The sequence below is a fragment of the Ruegeria arenilitoris genome (assembly GCF_013031355.1).
GTDB classification, from domain to species: Bacteria; Pseudomonadota; Alphaproteobacteria; order Rhodobacterales; family Rhodobacteraceae; genus Ruegeria; species Ruegeria arenilitoris_C.
The window spans coordinates 175,729-196,601 of record NZ_WPZO01000007.1 but is presented as its reverse complement, the minus strand read 5'-3'; the positions used below and the strand labels follow the sequence as shown (position 1 = coordinate 196,601).

General features: G+C 60.3%; 21 protein-coding genes and 1 tRNA gene. 12 read left to right on the top strand and 10 right to left on the bottom strand.

The genetic code is table 11. The annotated features are described in order from the left end of the window. Positions 1-245: 245 nt before the first annotated feature. On the bottom strand, positions 246-860 hold the full coding sequence (gene msrQ, locus GOX63_RS17045; protein WP_170327742.1) for a protein-methionine-sulfoxide reductase heme-binding subunit MsrQ: 615 nt from the start codon (positions 858-860) through the stop codon (positions 246-248). A gap of 4 nt (positions 861-864) precedes the next feature. Then, complete coding sequence (gene msrP, locus GOX63_RS17040) at positions 865-1,767, bottom strand: protein-methionine-sulfoxide reductase catalytic subunit MsrP (protein ID WP_170327743.1); 903 nt, start codon at positions 1,765-1,767, stop codon at positions 865-867. Between the two features lie 246 nt (positions 1,768-2,013). Between msrP and GOX63_RS17035 the strand changes: the two genes are divergently transcribed. From GOX63_RS17035 to GOX63_RS17025, 3 genes are all read left to right on the top strand, one after another. Continuing rightward, positions 2,014-2,976 (top strand): hypothetical protein, encoded by a 963-nt coding sequence (locus GOX63_RS17035; protein WP_170327744.1) that lies wholly within the window; start codon positions 2,014-2,016, stop codon positions 2,974-2,976. A 167-nt stretch (positions 2,977-3,143) separates the two neighbouring features. Continuing rightward, a complete protein-coding gene (locus GOX63_RS17030) occupies positions 3,144-3,959 on the top strand; it encodes a cyclase family protein (RefSeq protein ID WP_170327745.1) in 816 nt (271 codons plus the stop codon). A 57-nt stretch (positions 3,960-4,016) separates the two neighbouring features. After that, a complete protein-coding gene (locus tag GOX63_RS17025) occupies positions 4,017-4,940 on the top strand; it encodes an alpha/beta hydrolase (RefSeq protein ID WP_170546518.1) in 924 nt (307 codons plus the stop codon). Between the two features lie 45 nt (positions 4,941-4,985). Here the strand turns inward: GOX63_RS17025 and clpB are convergent, their stop codons facing one another. Further along, positions 4,986-7,604: an ATP-dependent chaperone ClpB gene (gene clpB / locus GOX63_RS17020; RefSeq protein ID WP_170327747.1), complete on the bottom strand. Its 2,619-nt coding sequence runs from the start codon at positions 7,602-7,604 to the stop codon at positions 4,986-4,988. Between the two features lie 285 nt (positions 7,605-7,889). Here clpB and GOX63_RS17015 point away from each other — a divergent pair, with 285 nt between their 5' ends. Beyond that, the gene (locus tag GOX63_RS17015) at positions 7,890-8,747 is read left to right on the top strand and encodes a glycosyltransferase family 2 protein (protein ID WP_170546516.1); all 858 of its coding nucleotides are present in this window, start codon (positions 7,890-7,892) and stop codon (positions 8,745-8,747) included. A 22-nt stretch (positions 8,748-8,769) separates the two neighbouring features. Here GOX63_RS17015 and GOX63_RS17010 read toward each other — a convergent pair whose 3' ends face one another. Beyond that, positions 8,770-9,090 (bottom strand): hypothetical protein, encoded by a 321-nt coding sequence (locus GOX63_RS17010; protein ID WP_170546514.1) that lies wholly within the window; start codon positions 9,088-9,090, stop codon positions 8,770-8,772. A 150-nt stretch (positions 9,091-9,240) separates the two neighbouring features. On the opposite strand from GOX63_RS17010, the gene pyrF reads away from it, so the two are divergent. Then, positions 9,241-9,957, top strand: a complete 717-nt coding sequence (gene pyrF / locus GOX63_RS17005; protein ID WP_170546511.1) for an orotidine-5'-phosphate decarboxylase — start codon at positions 9,241-9,243, stop codon at positions 9,955-9,957. A gap of 360 nt (positions 9,958-10,317) precedes the next feature. After that, positions 10,318-11,571, top strand: a complete 1,254-nt coding sequence (locus tag GOX63_RS17000; RefSeq protein ID WP_170546508.1) for a DNA polymerase IV — start codon at positions 10,318-10,320, stop codon at positions 11,569-11,571. A 2-nt stretch (positions 11,572-11,573) separates the two neighbouring features. Here GOX63_RS17000 and GOX63_RS16995 read toward each other — a convergent pair whose 3' ends face one another. Then, entirely contained in the window at positions 11,574-12,434 is an 861-nt protein-coding gene (locus GOX63_RS16995) for an N-formylglutamate amidohydrolase (protein ID WP_170546506.1), read from the bottom strand. Between the two features lie 149 nt (positions 12,435-12,583). On the opposite strand from GOX63_RS16995, the gene GOX63_RS16990 reads away from it, so the two are divergent. The 3 genes from GOX63_RS16990 (at position 12,584) to GOX63_RS16980 (ending at position 13,678) form a co-directional block, all read left to right on the top strand. Beyond that, positions 12,584-12,658: transfer RNA gene (locus tag GOX63_RS16990), tRNA-Val, on the top strand. A gap of 90 nt (positions 12,659-12,748) precedes the next feature. After that, positions 12,749-12,874 (top strand): type B 50S ribosomal protein L36, encoded by a 126-nt coding sequence (gene ykgO, locus GOX63_RS16985; RefSeq protein ID WP_008755722.1) that lies wholly within the window; start codon positions 12,749-12,751, stop codon positions 12,872-12,874. Between the two features lie 582 nt (positions 12,875-13,456). Beyond that, positions 13,457-13,678 carry a hypothetical protein gene (locus GOX63_RS16980; protein WP_170327752.1) on the top strand — a complete coding sequence of 74 codons (222 nt, stop codon included), beginning with the start codon at positions 13,457-13,459 and terminating at the stop codon, positions 13,676-13,678. Here GOX63_RS16980 and GOX63_RS16975 read toward each other — a convergent pair whose 3' ends face one another. Beyond that, positions 13,679-13,891 (bottom strand): hypothetical protein, encoded by a 213-nt coding sequence (locus GOX63_RS16975; protein WP_170327753.1) that lies wholly within the window; start codon positions 13,889-13,891, stop codon positions 13,679-13,681. Between the two features lies 1 nt (position 13,892). On the opposite strand from GOX63_RS16975, the gene GOX63_RS16970 reads away from it, so the two are divergent. The 3 genes from GOX63_RS16970 (at position 13,893) to GOX63_RS16960 (ending at position 16,098) form a co-directional block, all read left to right on the top strand. Further along, positions 13,893-14,909 carry a Fe(3+) ABC transporter substrate-binding protein gene (locus GOX63_RS16970; RefSeq protein ID WP_170327754.1) on the top strand — a complete coding sequence of 339 codons (1,017 nt, stop codon included), beginning with the start codon at positions 13,893-13,895 and terminating at the stop codon, positions 14,907-14,909. A 119-nt stretch (positions 14,910-15,028) separates the two neighbouring features. Continuing rightward, entirely contained in the window at positions 15,029-15,583 is a 555-nt protein-coding gene (locus tag GOX63_RS16965; RefSeq protein WP_170327755.1) for a helix-turn-helix domain-containing protein, read from the top strand. Continuing rightward, entirely contained in the window at positions 15,580-16,098 is a 519-nt protein-coding gene (locus GOX63_RS16960; RefSeq protein WP_170327756.1) for a GNAT family N-acetyltransferase, read from the top strand. Before GOX63_RS16965 ends, GOX63_RS16960 begins: the two co-directional genes overlap by 4 nt. Here GOX63_RS16960 and GOX63_RS16955 read toward each other — a convergent pair. The 4 genes from GOX63_RS16955 to GOX63_RS16940 form a co-directional block, all read right to left on the bottom strand. Then, positions 16,095-16,820 carry a response regulator gene (locus GOX63_RS16955; RefSeq protein WP_170327757.1) on the bottom strand — a complete coding sequence of 242 codons (726 nt, stop codon included), beginning with the start codon at positions 16,818-16,820 and terminating at the stop codon, positions 16,095-16,097. The two genes, GOX63_RS16960 and GOX63_RS16955, sit on opposite strands and share 4 nt — an antisense overlap. Before the next feature lie 95 nt (positions 16,821-16,915). After that, a complete protein-coding gene (locus GOX63_RS16950; protein ID WP_170327758.1) occupies positions 16,916-18,160 on the bottom strand; it encodes a molybdopterin molybdotransferase MoeA in 1,245 nt (414 codons plus the stop codon). After that, positions 18,153-18,638 (bottom strand): plastocyanin/azurin family copper-binding protein, encoded by a 486-nt coding sequence (locus GOX63_RS16945; protein WP_170327759.1) that lies wholly within the window; start codon positions 18,636-18,638, stop codon positions 18,153-18,155. The genes GOX63_RS16950 and GOX63_RS16945 overlap by 8 nt, the downstream gene beginning before the upstream one ends. 14 nt (positions 18,639-18,652) lie before the next feature. After that, positions 18,653-20,854 carry a HEAT repeat domain-containing protein gene (locus GOX63_RS16940; RefSeq protein ID WP_170327760.1) on the bottom strand — a complete coding sequence of 734 codons (2,202 nt, stop codon included), beginning with the start codon at positions 20,852-20,854 and terminating at the stop codon, positions 18,653-18,655. Between the last annotated feature and the right edge of the window lie 19 nt (positions 20,855-20,873).

Sequence of the window (20,873 nt, the reverse complement as noted above, 5' to 3'; positions counted from 1 at the left end):
CGTCCCACCGTCTCGCCGGTGTGTCCCGAGCGCCTCAGCAGCGCCGGTGAAGGGGGTTCTAAGTATAACCAACACTAGCCGCAAGTGGAAAATTCGAGAAACCTGCAAAAAACCGCAAAATCGTATTTTTTACAATAAAAACAATTAACTACAGATTCACAAATTGCGCCGGCTGCGCGTTTCCCTACTGACCCCACCCCGAATCCCGGCTTTTGCACAGGGTTACCCACAGACTCGGTCGCGAGTCAGGCGGAATCGGCCTCACGCGGCCGAGTCAGCAGACCTGCAAACGGAACACGCAGCAGCAACAGACCGACAATCAGGGACAAGTAGACCAGCGGTTCGATCTGGAAGCCCTTGGCCAGCATGACATAGTGCAGCCCCCCCAGGATCGCCGCCGGGAAGACCAGTCGCTGCAGGCTGCGCCACCGGGCCCCCAGTTTTCGTACGGACAGATTGTTCGATGTCACGGCCAATGGCAGCATCAAGACAAACGCCGCCATCCCAACCGTAATATAAGGACGTTTGAGAATATCGGCCCAGATCTGGCTGGGCACTTGCACGTCCAGAACAAGCCACACCAGCAGATGCAGACTGACATAAGTGAATGTCAGCACGCCAAGAGCACGGCGGAACTTGAGCAGGTTCAGACCAAGGAACCGCCGCAGCGGAGAAATCGCCAGCACAGCGATCAACAATTGCAGCGCCAGTTCTCCATACCGATGTTCCAGCGCCTCGATCGGTTCGACACCCAAGCCTCCGGTCAGTGCCTGATAGAACAGCCAGGGGGCCGGAAGCACCCCCAGCAGATACACCGCCCAGACGGGGATGCGGCGTAATATCTGATTCACCCGCTGCATAGGCTTAATAGTATTCCGCCAGATCCATGCCCTCGTACAGGCCCGCGACTTCTTTCTCGTAGCCATTGAACATCAGGGTGGGGATGCGCTTGGCAAAAAGGCCACCGCCGATCTGGCGTTCCGAGGCCTGCGACCAGCGCGGATGATCCACGTTCGGGTTCACATTACTATAGAAGCCATACTCACGCGGGTTGGACATGTTCCAACTGGTGGGCGGCTCGACATCCGTCAGGGTGATCCGCACGATCGACTTGATCGACTTGAAGCCATATTTCCACGGCACCACCAAACGCAGAGGCGCGCCGTTCTGGTTCGGGATCGGACGGCCATAGATGCCGGTCGCCATTATGGTCAGCGGGTGCATCGCCTCATCCAGACGCAGCCCTTCGCGGTAGGGCCAGTCCAGAATCGGATAACGCACGCCCGGCATCTCATCCGGGATCACTGCGGTTTCAAAAGCCACAAATTTGGCGCCGTCCTGCACTCCCGCCATATTCAGCAGATCGGCCAGTTCGAACCCGTTCCACGGGATCACCATCGACCAGGCCTCAACACAGCGGAAGCGATAGATGCGCTCCTCGACCGTCATCTCGGACAGGATGGCCTTGAAGTCATAGTCACCCGGGTTGTCGACCAGTCCGTCGATCTTGACGCTCCACGGCTCGGTGGTCAGGGCGCTGGCATATTTGGCCGGATCGTCCTTACCGGTCCCGAATTCGTAGAAATTGTTGTACGAGGTGATCTCTTCCCAAGTGTTCGGCTCCAGCGCCTCCTGCGCCGCGGCCCCCCGCGTCATCCCGGCCAGTCCGACACCTGCCAGTCCGGCCATGACCTGCCGCCGGTTCAGAAACGCCGCCCGGGGGGTGACGTCAGCATGTGTCAGTGTATTGGTCCAGCGATGCGCCATGTATGTCTCCAGTCGTCAAACATCCTCGGATAGTGAGGTAATCCGCTGATAGCACAGAGCCAAGGAAACAGGCGTCACGATTGAGAGACGAGATTGTAACGTATCAGGTCCGTCAGCCGGTCACTGCGATTCCAAAATGACACATTGCCGCCCTGCATTTGACAATCCCTTCTGAAAAGAACTGGCGCAGCCTGTGCGGCTTGGATACGCCGACAGTTAACCGAATACCGAAAAGAGATTACTACTGTGCTGTTTGCCAAAGCGTTCCCTTTGTCCCTGTCCATTTTCTGGCGCCTGGCCGTTGTCCTGCCAGTCATGTTTATTGCCCTGACCCTCTATAACCTGGTCGGAGTCCTGGTCGGGTTTTTGCTGGGCCTCATCTTTCCGCCATTTGCCTTCATCGTTACGTTCCTGATCATGGCCTCTTCCAGCGTCGTTCCGACCCTGCTTGGGACAAGGATGGGGCTGCAGGTCAAAGGCGTGAAGCCCAGCACGGGCATCAAGGGGTTGTTCACCCCGGCGGTGATATATGGCGCCGTCGAGGGTGTAAGCGTGACGCTGATTGTTGGCGTGATCGTCGCGGCATCAATATTTGTGATTTCACCGGACATTCTGCAACAGAGTGAAGTCGCCGACCTGGCGCTTGAATATGTCGACCCGTCCTGGGCTATTCCTGGGCTGCTGGGGCTGCTAGCGGTCTTTCTGTCGGTGTGCTCGATCCGGGCCAGCCTGCTTGTGCCGATCACATCCGCCTCGATCGGACGGGACCCGGACGGTATGCACTATACACCTTTCCGGCATTTTCGCGCCTCGTTCGGCCCGCTGTTTGCGCTGACCATCTTCAGCTATGTCGGGATGATCGCCCTGCACGTGCTCCTGATCGCGCTGATGATCGCCTTGGACTATTTCGGCTCCCTGCAGGCTGAACTGCAGGAGTTTGAAGACATGACCAAGGGCATGGCCTCGATCCGGCCCCTCTGGTCGCTGCTTGGCCTGTTCGTACTTTACATGCTGATCGGGACATGGGCTTTCAGCCTGCAATGCGCGGGCGGGGTACTGGGCTATCTGAGGTTGCGCGAGACGGCACCGAAACTGTCCGAGGTGATCGAGGCCAATCAAAAGTCCAGGCAGGACACCGAGGACACCCCACGCATGAGCGCGGAAGACTTGCGTGCCCTGCGCAAAAGCCGCCAGACAGGCGGCTACTAAGCCCGATTTGCGTAAGCGCTTGCGGGCGCGGCCGTGGCGGCGCCTACACCCCTCCCGGGCTTTACAACGCTTGCGGCAAAAATGCAGGCTGATCTCCAGGTACTGAAGACGAAAAGCGGATGGCCTGCCCGTCCCAACAGCTGAAGAACTTCAGAGGGAGAAAACGAATGTGTGACATTTGCGTAATGAACGCCGTCAAGGACCGTATGCTGTCGCGACGCGGGTTTTTCAAAGCCGCCGCTGCCACCGGCGTGGCCGCTGCCGCAACCGGGGCTGCCGCACCTGCGGCGCTGGCTGCAGGCCATGGCGGGATCGAGGACATGACCCACACGATCAGCCCCGATTTCCCGACCTATTTCGGAGAGCCGGGATACGCGTCCGAACAAGTTTTCAACTTCGCGGACCATGGCTTCAACGTGCAGCGGATGGTGGTGAACGAACACACCGGCACGCATATTGATGCACCTTTGCATTTCTCGGCAGACGGGGCCTCGGTGGATGAAATCCCGGTCTCGGATCTGGTGGCACCGCTCTGTGTCGTGGACATCGCGGCCCGCGCGGCCGAGGACGCGGACACGCTGCTGACCCCGGATGACCTGAGGGCGTGGATGTCGGCCAATGGCGATATTCCGGACGGTGCGTGCGTTGCGCTCTATTCCGGCTGGGCCGCCAAGGCCGACAGCGATGCTTATCGCGGATTTGATGGTGAAGCACAGCATTATCCCGGTTTCCATGTCGAGGCCGCGCAGATGCTGATGGAGGAAACCGGTGCGCGGTCGATCGCATCGGACACCCTATCTCTGGACCACGGCCCCTCAACGGATTTCGCCACGCATTATGCGTGGCTGCCAACCGGCCGTTTCGGGATCGAAAACATGGCCGGTCTGGACCGGGTGCCAGCCGCCGGCGCCACGCTGGTTATCGGCGCGCCCAAACATGTCGGCGGCACGGGCGGTCCTGCGCGGATATTTGCACTGATATAAGGCCGTTTCTGACCCGCCTTTGCAGGCGGGTCTTTTGCCCCCTCTCAAGCTACCATTATGACCAAAGACCATCCCTCCCCCACCTTTACCCTGATCAGTCCCGAAGCCGAGGCCTTTGCCGCCCAGGCCCCAAACCGCGATCTGAGCCAACCTCTGGACGACCTTCGGGCCATGTTGCGCAAGGAAAGCGAACAGGGGTGTATGTCAGTTGTTGAAAAGACCGGCATCACCTTGTCCGAGCAGACAATCGCAGGCGTGCAATGCATGGTCATCACGCCACCTGAACCGCGCATGGGTCGAAAACTTGTCTATCTGTTCGGCGGCGGGTTCACCTTGGGCAGCCCGTTCGAGGACCTGCCGATTTCCGCCTCACTCGCCGCGAAGACCGGGGCTGTAGTGATAGCGCCACATTATCCGCTGGCCCCCGAACACCCTCACCCGGCCGCGCTTGATGCTTGTACTGCGGTGATCTCGTCCGTTTTGGCCGAAACGCCGGGCGCTTGTCTGTGCGGAGAGTCTGCTGGCGGCAATCTGGCGCTGGCCGCGCTTCACCAACTGCGTGAAACTCATGGACCGCAACCAAAGGCGCTGGCCCTGTTGTCGCCGTTTGTCGATGTAATCAACCCCGGAGACAGCGGACGGGCTGACCGCGACCCGTTCCTCAACCAGTCGGAAATCGAGTTTTTCCGGTCCTGTTACATGCCCCAGAACGCCGACCCGACACACCCTGACATCTCACCGATCTACGGTTCGTTCGACGCCGATTTTCCACCCGTCTTCCTGACCAGCGGAACCCGCGATCACTTGCTGAGCGGTTGCGTGCGTCTGGACCACCTTCTGCGCGAGGCGGGCGCGGACTGCACCCTGCGCATCTGGGAAGGGATGTGGCACGTGTTCGAATTTTACCCCGAAATCCCCGAGGCTGATGCCTCACTGACGGAAATCGCCGGTTTTCTGAACCGGCACTTTGCCGGGGCATAAAAAAGACCCGCCGAGGAGGCGGGTCTTTCAGTACTAGGGCGCCTGTTAATGCACGACGGCATCATCCGGGCGGGGACGTTCCGACGTCCCCAACCGGTCGCCGATGATCAGGCCCTCGGTCCCGGCGGTCACGGGAACGGTTTCGCCATCCTTGATCTCACCGGCCAGCAAGGCTTCGGCCAGCGGGTTCTGCAAGGCGCGCTGGATCACGCGCTTCAGCGGACGCGCACCGAAGACCGGATCATAGCCTTCGTTGGCCAGCCATTCCTTGGCGCCGTCGTCCAACACCAGCTCGATCTTGCGGGCGGCCAGACGTTTCTGCAGACGCGCCATCTGGATATCGACGATACCATCCATGTCGGCCCGCTTGAGGCGGTCAAAGATGATCGTTTCATCCAGACGGTTCAGGAACTCGGGCCGGAAATGCGCCCGGACCGCATCCATCACATCCCGCCGTGCCTGCGCACTGTCGGCGCCTTCGGGCAACTGGCTCAGCGCCTGAGACCCAAGGTTCGACGTCAGGATGATCAGCGTCTGCTTGAAGTCCACGGTGCGGCCCTGACCATCGGTCAGCACGCCATCATCCAGAACCTGCAACAGCACGTTGAACACATCCGGATGCGCCTTTTCGACCTCATCGAACAGCACGACCTGATAGGGCCTGCGCCGCACGGCTTCGGTCAGCACGCCACCTTCGTCATAACCGACATAGCCCGGAGGGGCACCAATCAGACGGGCGACCGCGTGTTTCTCCATGAACTCGGACATATCGATGCGCACCATCGCGTTGTCGTCGTCGAACAGGAAATTCGCGACGGCCTTGGTCAGCTCGGTCTTACCCACGCCGGTCGGCCCGAGGAACAGAAACGAGCCCAGCGGGCGGCCTTCGTCGTTCAAACCCGCGCGCGCGCGACGCACGGCATTGGCGACAGCGGTCACCGCCGCATCCTGACCGATCACGCGGGAATGCAGATCGTCTTCCATCCGCAGCAGTTTCTCACGCTCGCCTTCCAGCATCTTGGCGGTCGGGATACCGGTCCAACGTTCGACCACCGAAGCGATCTGTTCCGGACGCACCGTTTCCTCGGCCATCATGGCGTTGCTTTCCGCGTTTTCGGCCTCGGTCAGCTTTTTCTCAAGCTCGGGGATGATGCCATAAGACAACTCACCCGCTTTCGCCAGATTGCCCTCACGCTTGGCGATCTCCAGATCAGCGCGCGCTTTGTCGAGCTGTTCCTTCAGATCCCGCGCGCCCGCAAGCTTGTCGCGTTCGGCCTGCCATTGGGCGGTCATCTCGGCGGATTTCTCCTGAAGATCGGCCAAATCCTTTTGCAAGGTTTCCAGACGATCCTTGGAGGCCGCGTCGTCCTCAAGCTTCAGCGCCTCTTCCTCAATCTGCATCTGCAGGATTTGGCGATCCAGCTGGTCAAGTTCTTCCGGCTTAGAATCCACCTCCATTCGCAGACGCGACGCCGCCTCATCGACAAGGTCGATGGCTTTGTCGGGCAGGAAGCGGTCGGTGATATAGCGATGCGAGAGTGTCGCCGCCGATACCAGCGCCGAGTCCGAGATTCGCACACCGTGGTGCAGCTCGTACTTTTCCTTGATGCCACGCAGGATGCTGATCGTATCCTCAACGGTCGGCTCGGTGACCATCACAGGCTGGAACCGGCGCGCAAGGGCCGCGTCTTTTTCGACGTATTTACGGTACTCATCCAGCGTTGTTGCGCCGATACAATGCAACTCACCCCGGGCAAGCGCAGGCTTGATCAGGTTGGCGGCATCCATCGCGCCGTCGGATTTACCGGCCCCGACCAGCGTGTGCATCTCGTCGATGAACAGGATGATCTCACCGGCGGCCTCAGTGACCTCGGTCAGAACCGCCTTGAGGCGTTCTTCGAACTCACCACGGTATTTCGCACCAGCGATCAGCGCACCCATGTCGAGCGCCAGCAGCTTCTTGTCTTTCAACGATTCCGGCACGTCGCCATTGATAATGCGCAGAGCCATGCCCTCGGCGATCGCGGTTTTACCGACGCCGGGTTCCCCGATCAGAACCGGGTTGTTCTTGGTCCGGCGCGACAGAACCTGCATCGAGCGGCGGATTTCCTCGTCTCGCCCGATGATCGGGTCGATCTTGCCCTCAGCCGCAGCCTCGGTCAGATCGCGCGCGTATTTCTTGAGCGCGTCATAGCCCTCTTCCGCCGACGCGCTGTCAGCGGTGCGACCCTTGCGGATGTCGTTGATCGCCTCATTCAGTTTCTGTGCGGATACGGCACCGGCCTCCAACGCCTCTTTGGCTTTGGATTTCACCATGCACAGCGCCATCAGAACGCGCTCGACCGGCACGAAGCTGTCGCCTGCCTTGGTGGCAATCTTCTGCGCCTCGTCCAGAACTTTGGCAGTCTGGCCGTCCATGTAAATCTGGCTTGCGTCGCCGCTGACCTTCGGGATTTTCCCCATGGCCGCGTCCAACGCCTCGACCACGCGGCTGGGCGCACCGCCCGCGCGTGTGATCAGGTTGCTGGCCAGCCCCTGATCGTCATCCATCAATGCTTTCAGTATATGTGTGGGCTCCAGCCTCTGGTGCCCCTCGCGCAGCGCAATTGTCTGCGCCGCCTGCACGAACCCCCGTGCCCGCTCGGTGAACTTGTTTAAGTCCATAGCAATCTCCTTTTTCTAAGCGCCCTGAATATGATGCGCCCGCTTGGCGGCACACATCGGTCTGGGCCTCGCATTCAATCTGGTGAATTTCTAAACGCTTTCAAGACATAGTATACGCAAATAGCTCTGAGTCTTCCTCTCGTTCCGCGTGTAATGCGCCGGTTGTTGACATCGGCCTCACGAAACACGCCACTTTGCCGAAAGGAAGCTACCCAACCAAAACCTTTGGCCTTGCCCGAAGATTCACGCTCAATTAGTTTCGCGTCGCCGACAGGAGAGTTCGAGTTGAAAGTTTGCGCCGTCACCATGGTCTACAAGGATCATTGGTATTTATCGAAATGGATCGAATATTACGGCCGGCTGCTCGGAACGCAAAACCTGTACGTGATTGGTCATGGCGACGACGACGTTCATGCTGAACTGGCGAAGGACTGCAACCTGATCAGAATCCCGCGCAATCAGCTGCCGGAAGATTTTGATGAACAACGCTGGCGAATGCTCACCGATTTCTGTGCCGTTCTTCTCAACTCGCATGACTGGGTGCTGTGCGGAGATGTGGATGAAATCGTCCTGCCGACACAGCCCGACCAGACACTTCTTCAGATCCTGGACAATCAAAGATCGCAAAGTGTCGTAGGCGCTGTGGGGTTCGAGGTCGAGCCATTGACGGACGACAGATTGCAGCTCAGGTTTTCGGCGCGCTATTCGAAACCCTTTGCCTTGAGCGAACCGATCACGTTTTCTCTGGGCGCACACGGGGCTTTCCATCCCTGGGCGCATACCCCCGGGCTTGCGCTGATCCACTTTCCGCTGGCCAACCGGACGTCCATGCAACAGCGCTCCGACGCGCTGGAGGCTGATTTCGAGGAGCTGCGCAACGCGCCGATGCAGGACCGCAGTTACCGCCACAACGCATTGCTCAAGTGGGGAGACGTGCAGCGCCGTAAAGCCAACACCACGGCGGAAGTACACGACAGTGATAACCCCGTTCCCCTGAGCGAAGCCGTGTTGCAAGCCGTGCCCCATCTGGCCAGTTCGATGAGGGTTGTTGAGGGCAAGGAATATCGCGTGGCACCGCGCAGGCTGAGAAACATCGATATTCTGGCGGAAATGGATGACAGGCTGACCACGCTTTTTTCCTAGGCTCTGCTGCGCCAAGGGCAGCCTATCGCCGTGGCACGGTATACACGGCATAGCCTCCGGTTTTCGCCACCTGTCGCGCGCCGTACATCTCGACCAGGGATTGCGCCGCATCGCCGCCAGCCGGGCAGGACACAAGATCCGCCGCATCATCCAGAAAATCGATGGTAAAAGCCGTTTCGCCGGTCAGCTGGCAATCATCATCGGTGGACCGGTATCCGCGCACCAAACGAAGATCATCATTTGTTGGCGACACGATGAGCGTATCTGCAGCCTCCGTCTCCAACGGCATATCCTGACAGGCCGCTACTACCAGAACGAGTCCAACACCAAACCGCGCTTTCATATTCCCCCCATCAGAATTGCTCGCCTGTTCGACCGGCACCATAGCACAGCCCGGTTTTCGCGACTTGATCTAAATCTCTCCCGCGCTGCATGGACAGAAGCGCTCGAACCCGCTAGGACGCAGACGTTTGCCAAAAAGGAGCTTGCCCCGATGACTGTTCCCACGTCCGATGACCGCCTGATCGTTGCCCTAGATGTTCCGAACGCCCTGCAGGGGCTGGCCATGGCCGAGCGGCTGGGCGATGCCGTGTCCTTTTACAAGATCGGTCTGGGGATGCTGACAGGTGGCGGGCTGGCCCTGGCCAATGAGCTGAAGCAGGACCACGGCAAGCGCATCTTTCTGGATATGAAGCTGTTCGATATCGGCAATACGGTAGAAAACGCCGTGCGCGGGCTGGCGCAGTTCGACCTGGATTTCCTGACCGTGCATGGCGACCCGCATGTGGTGCGCGCCGCGAAAGAGGGCGCCTCGGGCAAGGACCTCAAGATCCTCGCGGTGACCATCCTGACCTCGCTGAACCGCGACGATCTGGATGCCAGCCTGCTGAAACAGGGCGACGTTCAGGATCTGGTGGTCGAACGCGCGGCGCGCGCGCTGGAGGCCGGGGCCGATGGCGTCATCGCCAGCCCGCAAGAGGCCGCCCTGATCCGCGCCCTGCCCCAGGCCGAAGGCCGCCTGATCGTCACCCCCGGCGTCCGCCCTGCAGGGGCCGCCTTGGGCGATCAGAAACGCGTCGCCACCCCGGCCAGCGCCATTGGCGACGGCGCCGACCACATCGTCGTCGGCCGCCCGATCTATCAGGCAGAGGACCCGAAAGCGGCCGCCGAGGCGGTTCTTGCCGAGTTAAATTCCTTGACACGGCACTGAAGCGCCTGGGTAAATCGGCGGATTTTCGCGACAAAAAGCGCCCTCAAGCAGTTGACCTTACGTCACTTTTCTGCCGATCCGCGCCAAATCGTCCCTGTGCCCCAAAACACACATGAAAAACCCGAGTTTTTCTTCTGTGACCTGGGTCCTATCGAAACCGGTGAATTTAAGCGATTCTGGGGCTGTGATACTCCCCGCGGACCGTCTCTTCCTGAGGTCCGTCACCTCCCCCCGCCACTTCGCGGGGGGTCTTCTTCTGAAAATCGCTGTGACCTTAGTAGCAGCCGCCACTTTGCGTAGCAGCCGGGGCTGGTATAAGTAATCCGCTGATTGGATCGCACGGAAGGCGGGAAAAATTTCATGCCCGGTCTCTGCCGAGATTGCCTGACCACTTTGACCGACGAACGGCGCTGCCCTTCTTGCGGCAGCCCGCGAGTAAAGACACATCCCGAACTGTTCGATCTATCCATCGCCCACATGGATTGTGACGCCTTTTATGCCTCGGTCGAGAAACGCGACAATCCGGAGCTGGCCGACAAGCCTGTAATTATCGGTGGCGGCAAGCGGGGCGTTGTGTCCACCGCCTGCTATGTCGCCCGCATTCGCGGGGTGCGCTCGGCCATGCCGATGTTCAAGGCGCTGCAACTCTGCCCCGACGCGGTGGTGATCAAGCCGCGCATGTCGGTTTATGCCGAGGTCTCGCGCGAGATCCGCAAGATGATGGATGAACTGACCCCGGTGGTCGAACCGCTGTCGCTGGACGAGGCGTTCATGGACCTGTCCGGCACTGAACGCCTTCACGGTGCTCCGCCTGCCGCGATGCTGGCGCGCTTGGTGAAACGGATGAAGGATGAGCTGGGCGTGACCGGCTCGATCGGGCTGTCGCACAACAAGTTTCTGGCCAAGGTGGCGTCCGATTTGGACAAACCACGCGGATTTTCTGTGATCGGCCAGGCCGAAACGGCGGAATTTCTGTATGACAAACCGGTGCGGCTGATCTGGGGCATCGGCCCGGCTGCACAGGAATCATTGGACCGCGCCGGCATCCGCAGCTTTTCTGATTTGCTGCGCTGGGATCAGGAGGCGCTGACCGCACGGTTCGGATCTATGGGTTATCGGCTGTGGCATCTGGCCCGCGGGCAGGACAAACGGCGCGTCTCGGCGCATGAGCCGATGAAGTCGATCAGCAACGAGACCACGTTTTTCGAAGACACCGCCAGCCTGGACATTCTGGACGGACACTTGTGGCGCATGTCGGAAAAGGTTGCCGACCGCGCCAAGGCCAAAGCTCTGGCCGGGCGGGTCGTCACTCTGAAACTGAAACGCGCCAATCACAAGACCCTCACCCGCCGCGTGTCCCTGCGCGACGCAACGCAGATCGCTGACCGAATCTATCGCACCGCCCGAGGGCTGTTCGATCAGGTCGGGAATCAGGGGCCCTACCGCCTGCTGGGCGTTGGCCTGTCCGATCTGTGCGCTGAATCGCAAGCGGACATATCGGGTGACCTTCTGGACCCCGGCGCGACCCAGCGGTCACAGGCCGAACGCGCCACCGACGAAATCCGGCGCCGATTTGGCAGCGATGCGATTGTGAAAGGCCGTGCCCTGCGCTGAGATCACTCGGCGGCCAGAGGCAGAGACTCCTCGCCAATACCGGCAATGTCCCGGATGACCTCGCGCAGAATCTCCTGAAACGCGGCGAAGTTCTCATTCGGCTCGATTCGGGCTTCGTCCATGTAAAGCGCCCGGTCGATCTCGATCTGCACGGCGTGCTGATCACGGGTCGGGCGACCGTAAGTCTGGGTCAAGTAGGCCCCGGCAAAGGGCGTGTTGCGCGCCACGTTCAGCCCGGCCGCGACAAAAGCGGCCTCGATCTGGTCCACGACGTCGACCGAAGCCGACGCCCCGAACCTGTCACCAAGCACCACATCCGGCCGTCGGGCTCTTGGGTTGCTGACCATGGCAACGGCCTCATGCGGCATTGAATGGCAATCGACCAGAATCGCCTGTCCGAACGCATCATGCGATTCGGCGAGCAGAGACTTGATCCGGGCGTGATACGGTCGCCAGCAGGTATCAATGCGCAGCCGGGCCTCATCCATCGTCAGCTTGCCGCGATAAATCGCACGCCCATTGGCCACCACGCGGGGAATCACCCCCAGCCCCGAGGCCACACGCGGATTGTGGCCATGTCGGCGCGCGCCCTGAATCAGCGCCGGATCCAGTTCCTCGGCGCTGCGGTTCAGGTCCAGATAGGCGCGCGGCATCACCGCCGAGATCAACGGCGCGCCAAAGTCGGCCGCCGCAGAAAACAGCTGATCCACAAAGGCATCTTCCGAGGATCGAATCACATTCTCACCCAGAACCGTACGGTTGAGCATGGATTCAGGGTAGTTCCGGCCACTATGCGGAGAGGAAAATACCACGCAGGACGTGCGGCTGGCGGGCATATCCAATACATATGGCGTGTTCTGCATGGTGACTCCTTGTTCGGTTTCAGCATAGACTGGAAAATAGTTGGACCAAACCCCTTGAACCCCTTTGCGACTCCTTTTATAGACCCCGCTACCGGCGCGGGGTTCCGCGCCCCATTTCGTTATGGGGCAGGGCACGCAAAGGTTTAAGTGGGCGGTTAGCTCAGCGGTAGAGCACTTCGTTGACATCGAAGGGGTCACAAGTTCGATCCTTGTACCGCCCACCATCGTTTCACTGTTCCGGAGCTCCGGGGCACCCGCTAACCCAGGCGCTGGCCACGTCTTTGATGAAGGCGCCGCAGATTGGAGACAGACCCATGAAGGTCAAGAACTCGCTCCGCTCGCTCAAAAACCGGCACCGCGACTGCCGGATTGTGCGTCGCAAAGGCCGCGTCTACGTGATCAACAAGACGCAGCGCAAGTTCAAAGCTCGCCAGGGCTAAGAACTACGCATAACTGTTAAAGAAACCGCGCCTTCGGGTGCGGTTTTTTTGTGGCTACGTCTGTCTTGCAGTCATTGCGATCGCATCCACAATGTGTCGCTCAGGTTTCTGGCTCATCTACTTTGCCAAAGATCGGAGTACTACGCTCGAGTGACCGAGTCGTCATTGTTGGCAATACGGGAACAATAGATGCACTATCGAGGAATTGACCTCACTTCATGGCAAAAATCGGCCCAACAGTTACCTTATGCCGCAACTCACTATACAGCCAAAACTCTGCACTTAAGCTTGGTGGGGTGAGTTAAAGAATAAATGTGGACATGTTTCGCGTATTTTTTTTACCAACTCCTATCCAATACTTGATTTATTCAGCCGCAGCTATTCTACCAACTGCGGCACTGGCTTGGCTTTGCGGCCACATATTCTTCGCAGCGCTTGACGACGCAGCCTAGGTACACGAACCAGTTGGCGCGTATTTCACCAGGAACTTTGACGGCACCGGATTCTTTGCGTGGGAGTGGGTTGTCTACGGCCTTGTAGTTGTCTTTATACTTAATACTTGTGCTGCTCGGTTTTCGCTTTGTGATCTACGGCATGAAGCCTGCGCCACGACGGTATTTTATCCTTGCAGTAGTGGTTTATCTGGGAGGCGCACTCGGGCTCGAGATGACTGCCGCCTTTATGTTTTTTCATGAAATGGAAAATGGGCGTTATGTGACGCTCGCCGAAGAAACCTGTGAAATGTTCGGTTCCGCCCTTTTCGGAGCCTGCGGCCTGAGACAGATTATTCTGATGGCCGATTGATCAGCCCCACCTGAGTGATCCAATCTGATAGCCGGTACATGACGCGGCTTTCAGCCAAACGGGCAGTGGATTCGATGGTCCGCCACGGACGTTTTCACGTGCGACCATTTTCCCAACTAAATTTGTCAGATTTACTTGCATCCCTCCAAGAATTGTTTCATTGACCTTTTCAGTCAGAAATAAACCACCACAGCTTTCAAAGTTGGGAAACATGATGCTGAAATCCTCTACCTGCGTTGCCGCCGCCCTGACGGCCCTGATTGCAACCTCTGCCGCTGCCGAGGGAGAGCTGAACCTCTATTCCTCGCGCCACTACGACACCGACGAAAACCTGTACGGTGAATTCGAAGAGGCAACCGGCATCACCATCAACCGCATCGAGGGCAAGGCCGATGAGCTGATCGCCCGGATGGAAGCCGAAGGGGCGAACTCGCCTGCCGATATCCTGCTGACCGTCGATACTTCGCGTTTGGCGCGGGCCAAGAATGCAGGCGTTCTTCAATCCATCGACAGCGCCGTTCTGGAAGAGCGCATCCCCTCCAACCTGCAGGACACAGACAACGAGTGGTTCGGCTTTTCCCAGCGCGGCCGCATCATCTTTTTCGACAAGGAAAACGTAGCCAACCCGCCGGCCACCTATGCCGATCTGGCCAAGCCGGAATACAAGGGCCTGATCTGCATCCGGTCGTCCAGCAACACCTACAACCAGACCCTTCTGGCCTCGATCATCACCCATGAGGGCTCCGAGGCGGCCAAAGCCTGGGCCGAAGGCATTGTCGCCAACATGGCGCGCGACCCGCAGGGCGGCGACACCGACCAGCTGCGCGGCATCGTTTCCGGCGAGTGCGACATCGCCGTGTCGAACACCTATTACTTTGCCCGCGCCATCCGCAAAGACGTCAAAGGCGTGTCCGCCGACATCGACTCGATCGGCTGGGTCTTTCCCAATCAGGACAGCACCGGCGCACATATGAACCTGTCCGGTGCTGGTGTGGCGGCGAACGCACCGAACAAGGAAAACGCGATCCTGTTCCTGGAATACCTAGCCAGCGACTCGGCCCAGAAATACTTCTCGGCGGGCAATGACGAATTCCCGGCAGTCGAAGGCGTCGAACTTGTGGACTCGGTCAAGGCACTGGGTGAGTTCAAGGCAGATGACGTGAACCTGTCCGAGGTCGCCAAGAACCTGCCCGAGGCGCAGAAAATCTTCAACGAGGTTGGCTGGAACTGATCCGGACAAAAAACCGAGCAGTAGAAGTGGGCGCAGATATATCTGCGCCCTTTTTTGTTGTGCTGCGAATGATTTTAGATAGTATTCTCAGATACGAACGTGATTCCCAAATATGAACCATGCTGGACGACCTCTCAAACCGCCTTGCCAACCACCTGAACGAGCTGCGCCGGGGCCACGGATGGTCACTGGACCAACTGGCCGAGCGCAGCGGCGTCAGCCGCGCCACCCTCTCACGGATGGAGAAGGGGGATGTCAGCCCCACTGCGGAAACGCTGGGGCGGTTGTGTGCCGCATATGGCCTGCCGATGTCCCGCCTGCTGATGATGGTCGAGGACAGTTTCGACCCGCGCGTACCATTCGAGCGGCAACCGGAATGGCGCGACCCGGAAACCGGGTTCACGCGCCGCTCGGTGTCTCCACCTGCCGCCGGCCTCAGCGCCGAGGTTCTGGAAGGCCATCTGCCGCCCGGCACGGTGATTACCTATGACACGCCGCCCAAGCCCGGGCAGGAACATCACCTGATCATGCTGGACGGCGCCTTGACCCTGACGGTGGAAGGGGTCGCACATGATCTGAGTGGCGGCGATTGCCTGCGCTATCATCTGTCCGGTCCGACCCGGTTCGAAACACCGCCCGCCCGCGGGGCGCGATACTTGCTGGTGCTGATATGATCTCGCGTCTGGACGACAGCGGATTTGACGACGCATTGGAAGACCTGACGGATATCCTGCACGCCTGTGTGCAGGATGGTGCCAGCATCGGGTTCGTCCTGCCGTTTACTCCGGATCAGGCCCGCACCTATTGGCAGAACCGAGTGCGGCCGGACCTGCAGACCGGCGCGCTGGACCTGTTCGTGGCCCGCGACAGTGGGCGCGTTTTGGGGACGGTGCAGTTGGTCCCGGCAGCGATGCCCAACCAACCGCATCGCGCCGATGTGGGCAAATTGCTGGTCCACCCTGAGGCCAGGCGCCGGGGGCTTGGGCGTGCTTTGATGGCCGCGCTACAGGATCGGGCGACCCAACTGAATCGAACCCTGCTGGTGCTGGATACGCGCAGCACTGACCCGTCGCGCATCCTGTACCAAAGCATGGGGTTTCAAATCGCCGGAGAGATTCCGAACTATTGCCGCAACCCGTTCGAAGACCGGCTGGAGCCCACGACCTATATGTTCAAGGACCTCAGCTAGGCCGAGATTTTGCGCACATTGGCGGCAAAACAATAGCCGATCCCGTGCACCGTTTTGATAAAGGTCGGCGCGGCGGGATCGGGCTCGATCTTCTTGCGCAGCCGCGCGACATGCACGTCGATGGTCCGGTCGCCAACAATAGTTTCGCGCCCGCGGGCCTTATCCAGCAGCTGATCGCGGGAAAAGACCATGTGCGGGTTCGTCACAAAGGCCAGCAGCACATCAAATTCGGTGGTCGTCAAAGGCGTGGCCCCGGACGCACCTGCGGCGGTCAGGGTGCGCTCATTCACATTCAGAACCCAGTCACCGAACTTGACCTGAGGCATCTCGTCCCCGTTGGCCGCTTTCTCTTCGGGTCGAGCCCGGCGCAGAACGGTGCGGATGCGGGCCAGAACCTCACGCGCCTCAAACGGTTTGGTGATGTAGTCATCGGCCCCAAACTCCAACCCGACAACCCGATCGAAAATCTCATCCCGGCCCGAAAGAACGATGATCGGAATGTTGGAACTCACCCGCAGCTCTCGCGTGATGTCGAACCCGTTGCGGCCAGGCAGACCGATATCCAGCAGGATCAGGTCGATCTCTGAGGTTTCCAGAACAGCGTCCATCGCATTGCCGTCTGCGGCGCAGCTGACCCGGCAACCCTGCTTTTCAAGGTAGCGCTGCAGAAAGGACGTTATCTGCGGGTCATCATCGACGACAAGGATATGTTCTTTAACCATAATCAGATCCAAGCGGGCGTGTTAAGCTGGCGCGGAACAGTTGTAGCTGCTGCTGATCGTTTCATGCAAGAACGCGGCTGCCCTATTCAGCAGCGTCAGAAACGCAGAAACTGCAACCCGTGGCCTTGCGGCAGCGTCTCGGTTTCGGCCGGAATGATCGCCAGACCATCCGCCTGCGCCAGCAACGCGACCCGACCGCTATAGGATGCTGCCATCAGGCGCAGCCGCGGGGTGCCGTCAGGTGCCGAGCCCTCGATCGTTACGGGTCGGTATTCCTGACGCCCGGCGCGACGCTCCAGCGGTTCGGCCAGAACCGCCTGTTCCGGAGTATGCGGGGCGTGGTACAGACCGGCCCGGCGCGCCATCATATGCGATCCGATGATCTGCCATGTCACATAGGCCGAAACCGGATTGCCCGGCAGCCCGACATAGAGCGCATCGCCCCTACGGCCGAACATAATCGGTTTGCCCGGCTTCATCGCCACCTTCATCACATCGGTCTGGCCGCCGATCTCGGCAAACAGGCGCGGCATGTGGTCTTCGTCGCCCACCGACACACCCCCCGTGGTGACGATCAGGTCAGAGGTATCGCAGGCCTCACGCAGCACCTGCTCCAACAGTTCGGGATCATCCTCAACCGGGCCTTTGTCGTTAAGGTCGATCCACGGCTTGTCCAACAGCGCCCGCAGCATGTAGCGGTTCGAGTTGTAAATCTGGCCGGGGCCCAATGCCTCACCGGGCTGACGCAGCTCGCTGCCGGTCGAAAAGATCGTGACCCTCAGCTTGCGATACACCTTGACCTCGCCATACCCGGCCGAGGCCAGTGCGGCGGCCTCACGCGCGGTGATTTCGCATCCGCGCCGCAGGATAGGGGCACCGGCCTTCAGGTCCTCGCCTGCGCGGCGAATATGCTGGCCGGGCTTGGGACGGCGGGCAAAGCGGATGCCGTCGGCGGTGGTCTCGCAATCCTCCTGCATCAAAACGGCATCGAAATCCGCCGGCACCGGAGCGCCGGTAAATATCCGCAGAGCGGTACCCACGGGCGCATCATGGGCACCGCTGTCCCCGGCGGCCACGCGCCCGGCGACGGGCATATCAAAGGTCGGACCATCGCCCAGTTCAACCGTCCGAACCGCATAGCCATCCATGGCCGAATTGTCGAAGGCCGGCATGTCCACCTTGCTGGTGCAATCCTCGGCCAGCACTCGGCCGATGGCATCGATCAGCGGCAACACCTCGGTATCGGCAACCGGATCGGCCACGGCCAGACCCCGGGTCAGAGCCTCGGACACCGTCAAATACATTTGAGCGTGCCGGTCGCAGGCGCATCCATCAGCCATTTTGATCCTCCAATTGTTCGAACAGCTCTTCAAACCCGGCCTGTTCGGCCTCGCCCAATTTCGGCAAATAGGCGCGCGCCTCTTCCAGGTTCGAGCTGGGATCACCCACAATCAGCAACATCACCATGCCATGTCGCCCATGCACGCGGCAACGGATGCCATAGACGCCTTCTTTGTCGAAGGTCAGGTCCATTTCGGGCTGGCCGCGGATCTCGAACGCGCGCGCGCCCACCGGGATCATGCGAATGATCGAGGTCACCGTATGCCGCCCGGTCGAGCCTTTGAAACGGACGGTCGATCCGGCCGGTACCTGCAGCAGCTTGGGCTCGAACCGAAAGGCATGAGCCGGGGTGTCGGCGTTCAGGTCTATGATCTGGTGCACCACGGCAACTTCGGGAATATCCTCGGCCTGTGCGGCGGGGGCAAAGGTCATCACCCCCGCAAGGATCGCTGCACTCAGTTTCAGCGAAATCGTCATCTGTCCCTCCGGGTTCAGGCCACCCGCGAGGGTTTCCCCAGCAGATCGGCCAGCGCGCTGATCATCACCGGCCATAGGGCACGGCGGTCTTCGTCGCGCAGCCCGGTCAGCAATTCCCGCCCAATTGTCACGACCGCGGGGGCGCTGTCATTGACATAGGTCACGATCCGCTGCTCGGGATTGGCCAGCAGGAAGGGCACGATGGCCGCCCCCGCCTGATCCGGGGCGGTTTCCGACAACAGCCGCATCGCCGCCTGCCGTACCGGGGCCGAGACGTCGTCCAGCAGACTGCGCGCCACATCCGGAGTGCTATCCCATCTGGTCAGAATGTGCATGGCATCGATGCGGAATGGGGTGTCTCCGGTTTTCAGAATCGCCCGTAGCTTACCGCGCAATGCGTCTTGCGGTGGCAGATCGGCCTGTTGCAGCAGCTTCAGCGCCTGCAGCGATAGCGCGGAATCCGTGTGCGATAACCCTTGGGTGATTAGATCGACCAGTTGGGTTTCATCCAGTTCCGAGCCGTGACGCGCCACGGCAACACCCAGCGCGGCAAGGGTCTGTTGCGCGATCTCGGTCTCGGGGTCCTTGGCGATCTGCGCCAGCATGATCTGCATCCCCTTCACCTCTCCCAGCAGGCGGATGGCGGACATGCGGGTTTCACGCTCCAACGCTTCGGCATTGTCATCCAGCGCGACGCGGCGGCGTTTGGGGTGGCGTGTCGCCTTGGCCAGCAACGCCTGTTCGCGCGGGGTCAGGGGTTGGACTTCGTCCTCCTCGGCCTCCTGTGTCATCTCGGCGGCGATGGCATCATGGCCGAGGATTGCGCCAAGGCTGGAGGTCGGGCCGTTTTCCCCACCCTCGGACACGTCCAGACCGGCTTCTTCCAGCGCGGCGATGTCGGTTTGCGGCGTGTCGATGGGGTCTTCTTCCGAAACGGGCATCGGTGCCAAAGCAAAAGACAGCAGCAATTCGCGGCCCTGCTGCTGGTTCACATGCGGGCGCTCTGCATCGGTGACGATCATCGCCAGCGATGCCACGGCCTTCAGCCGCACCGACCGGAACGGAGACCGGCAGGCGCGCTGCAACCACTCGGCCGCTTCGCGCAGAGGAGACGTTGCCAGCGCATCGACGATGGCCCATTGCAGACGTTCGGCCATGAGATCATCCGCATCGACCGAAAACAGCGCGTTCAGACGATCCGCCACCAATTCCGGGGCCAGCGCGGCCAACAGGCCCAGCGCCTGCGCCGAAACCTCAGGCTGTTGGCCGGTGGCAAGGAAATCCAGCACCTGCCAGCGCAGGTCCTCCTGATCGGTGATCGGCGTGGTTCGGTCCAACCGTTCGATCAGCGCCAGCTGCACCTTGGCACCGGGGTCGCGCATCATGCGGTCCAGCAGTTCGGGTTCGGAAAAGCCCGAGAGGTTCAGCGCCGCGATGCGGATGTCTTCGACCGTGTCAGTCAGGGCCTGTTCGACCAGAGCCGGATCGTTCGGCATCAGCGCCTCATAGGCGATCAGGCGCACGGCCCCGTCCTTGTCGGTGACGGCCTTGCGCAAAATGGCTTCGGCTTCGGCCCCTCCAATCGCGGCCAACGTCCGCAGGGCGCGGTGGCGCAAGCGGCGGTTGGAAGACTGCGTGAACACGCCCAAAGTCGGCACCGACGGTTCCCCAATCCGGCCCAGCGCCTCACAGGCCACATCTCCCAATTCCTGCCCGTCTTCGTCCATCAGGGCCATGACGATGGGTTCAATCGCAGTTGCGTCACCCATCTTGCCCAGCGCCTTGATCGCGGCGATCTGAGTATCCAGCCAGTCGTCCCACTCGTCCTGATGCAGCTCATCCTCGTCCCAGGTGATCTCATCCCCGCGTCCGGTCACAAGGGTGCGCAGGTACGGTGCGGCGTCTTCGGATTTCAGCTCGGCCAAGGCGGTCACACAGGCCAGTTTCACCTCGCCGCAGGGATCGTGGATCAGGTTTTCAAGCAGTTGCGGCGCGGCCTCTTGCACGCCCAGCGCGCCCAGCGCTTGGGCAGCGTCCTGGCGCACGTCTTCATCATCATCCAGCAGCGCCTCGACCAGCGCCGGGCTGTTACTTGCGCCAATGGCAGTCAGGGCCTGAATGGCGCGCAGGCGGATCACGTCATAGTCGGATTTTGCGTATTCGGAAAACAGGCCGGTGGCCTCGTCGCGCAATGCGGTATCGGAATGCATGTTCATATCAAGCTGCCATGTCTGC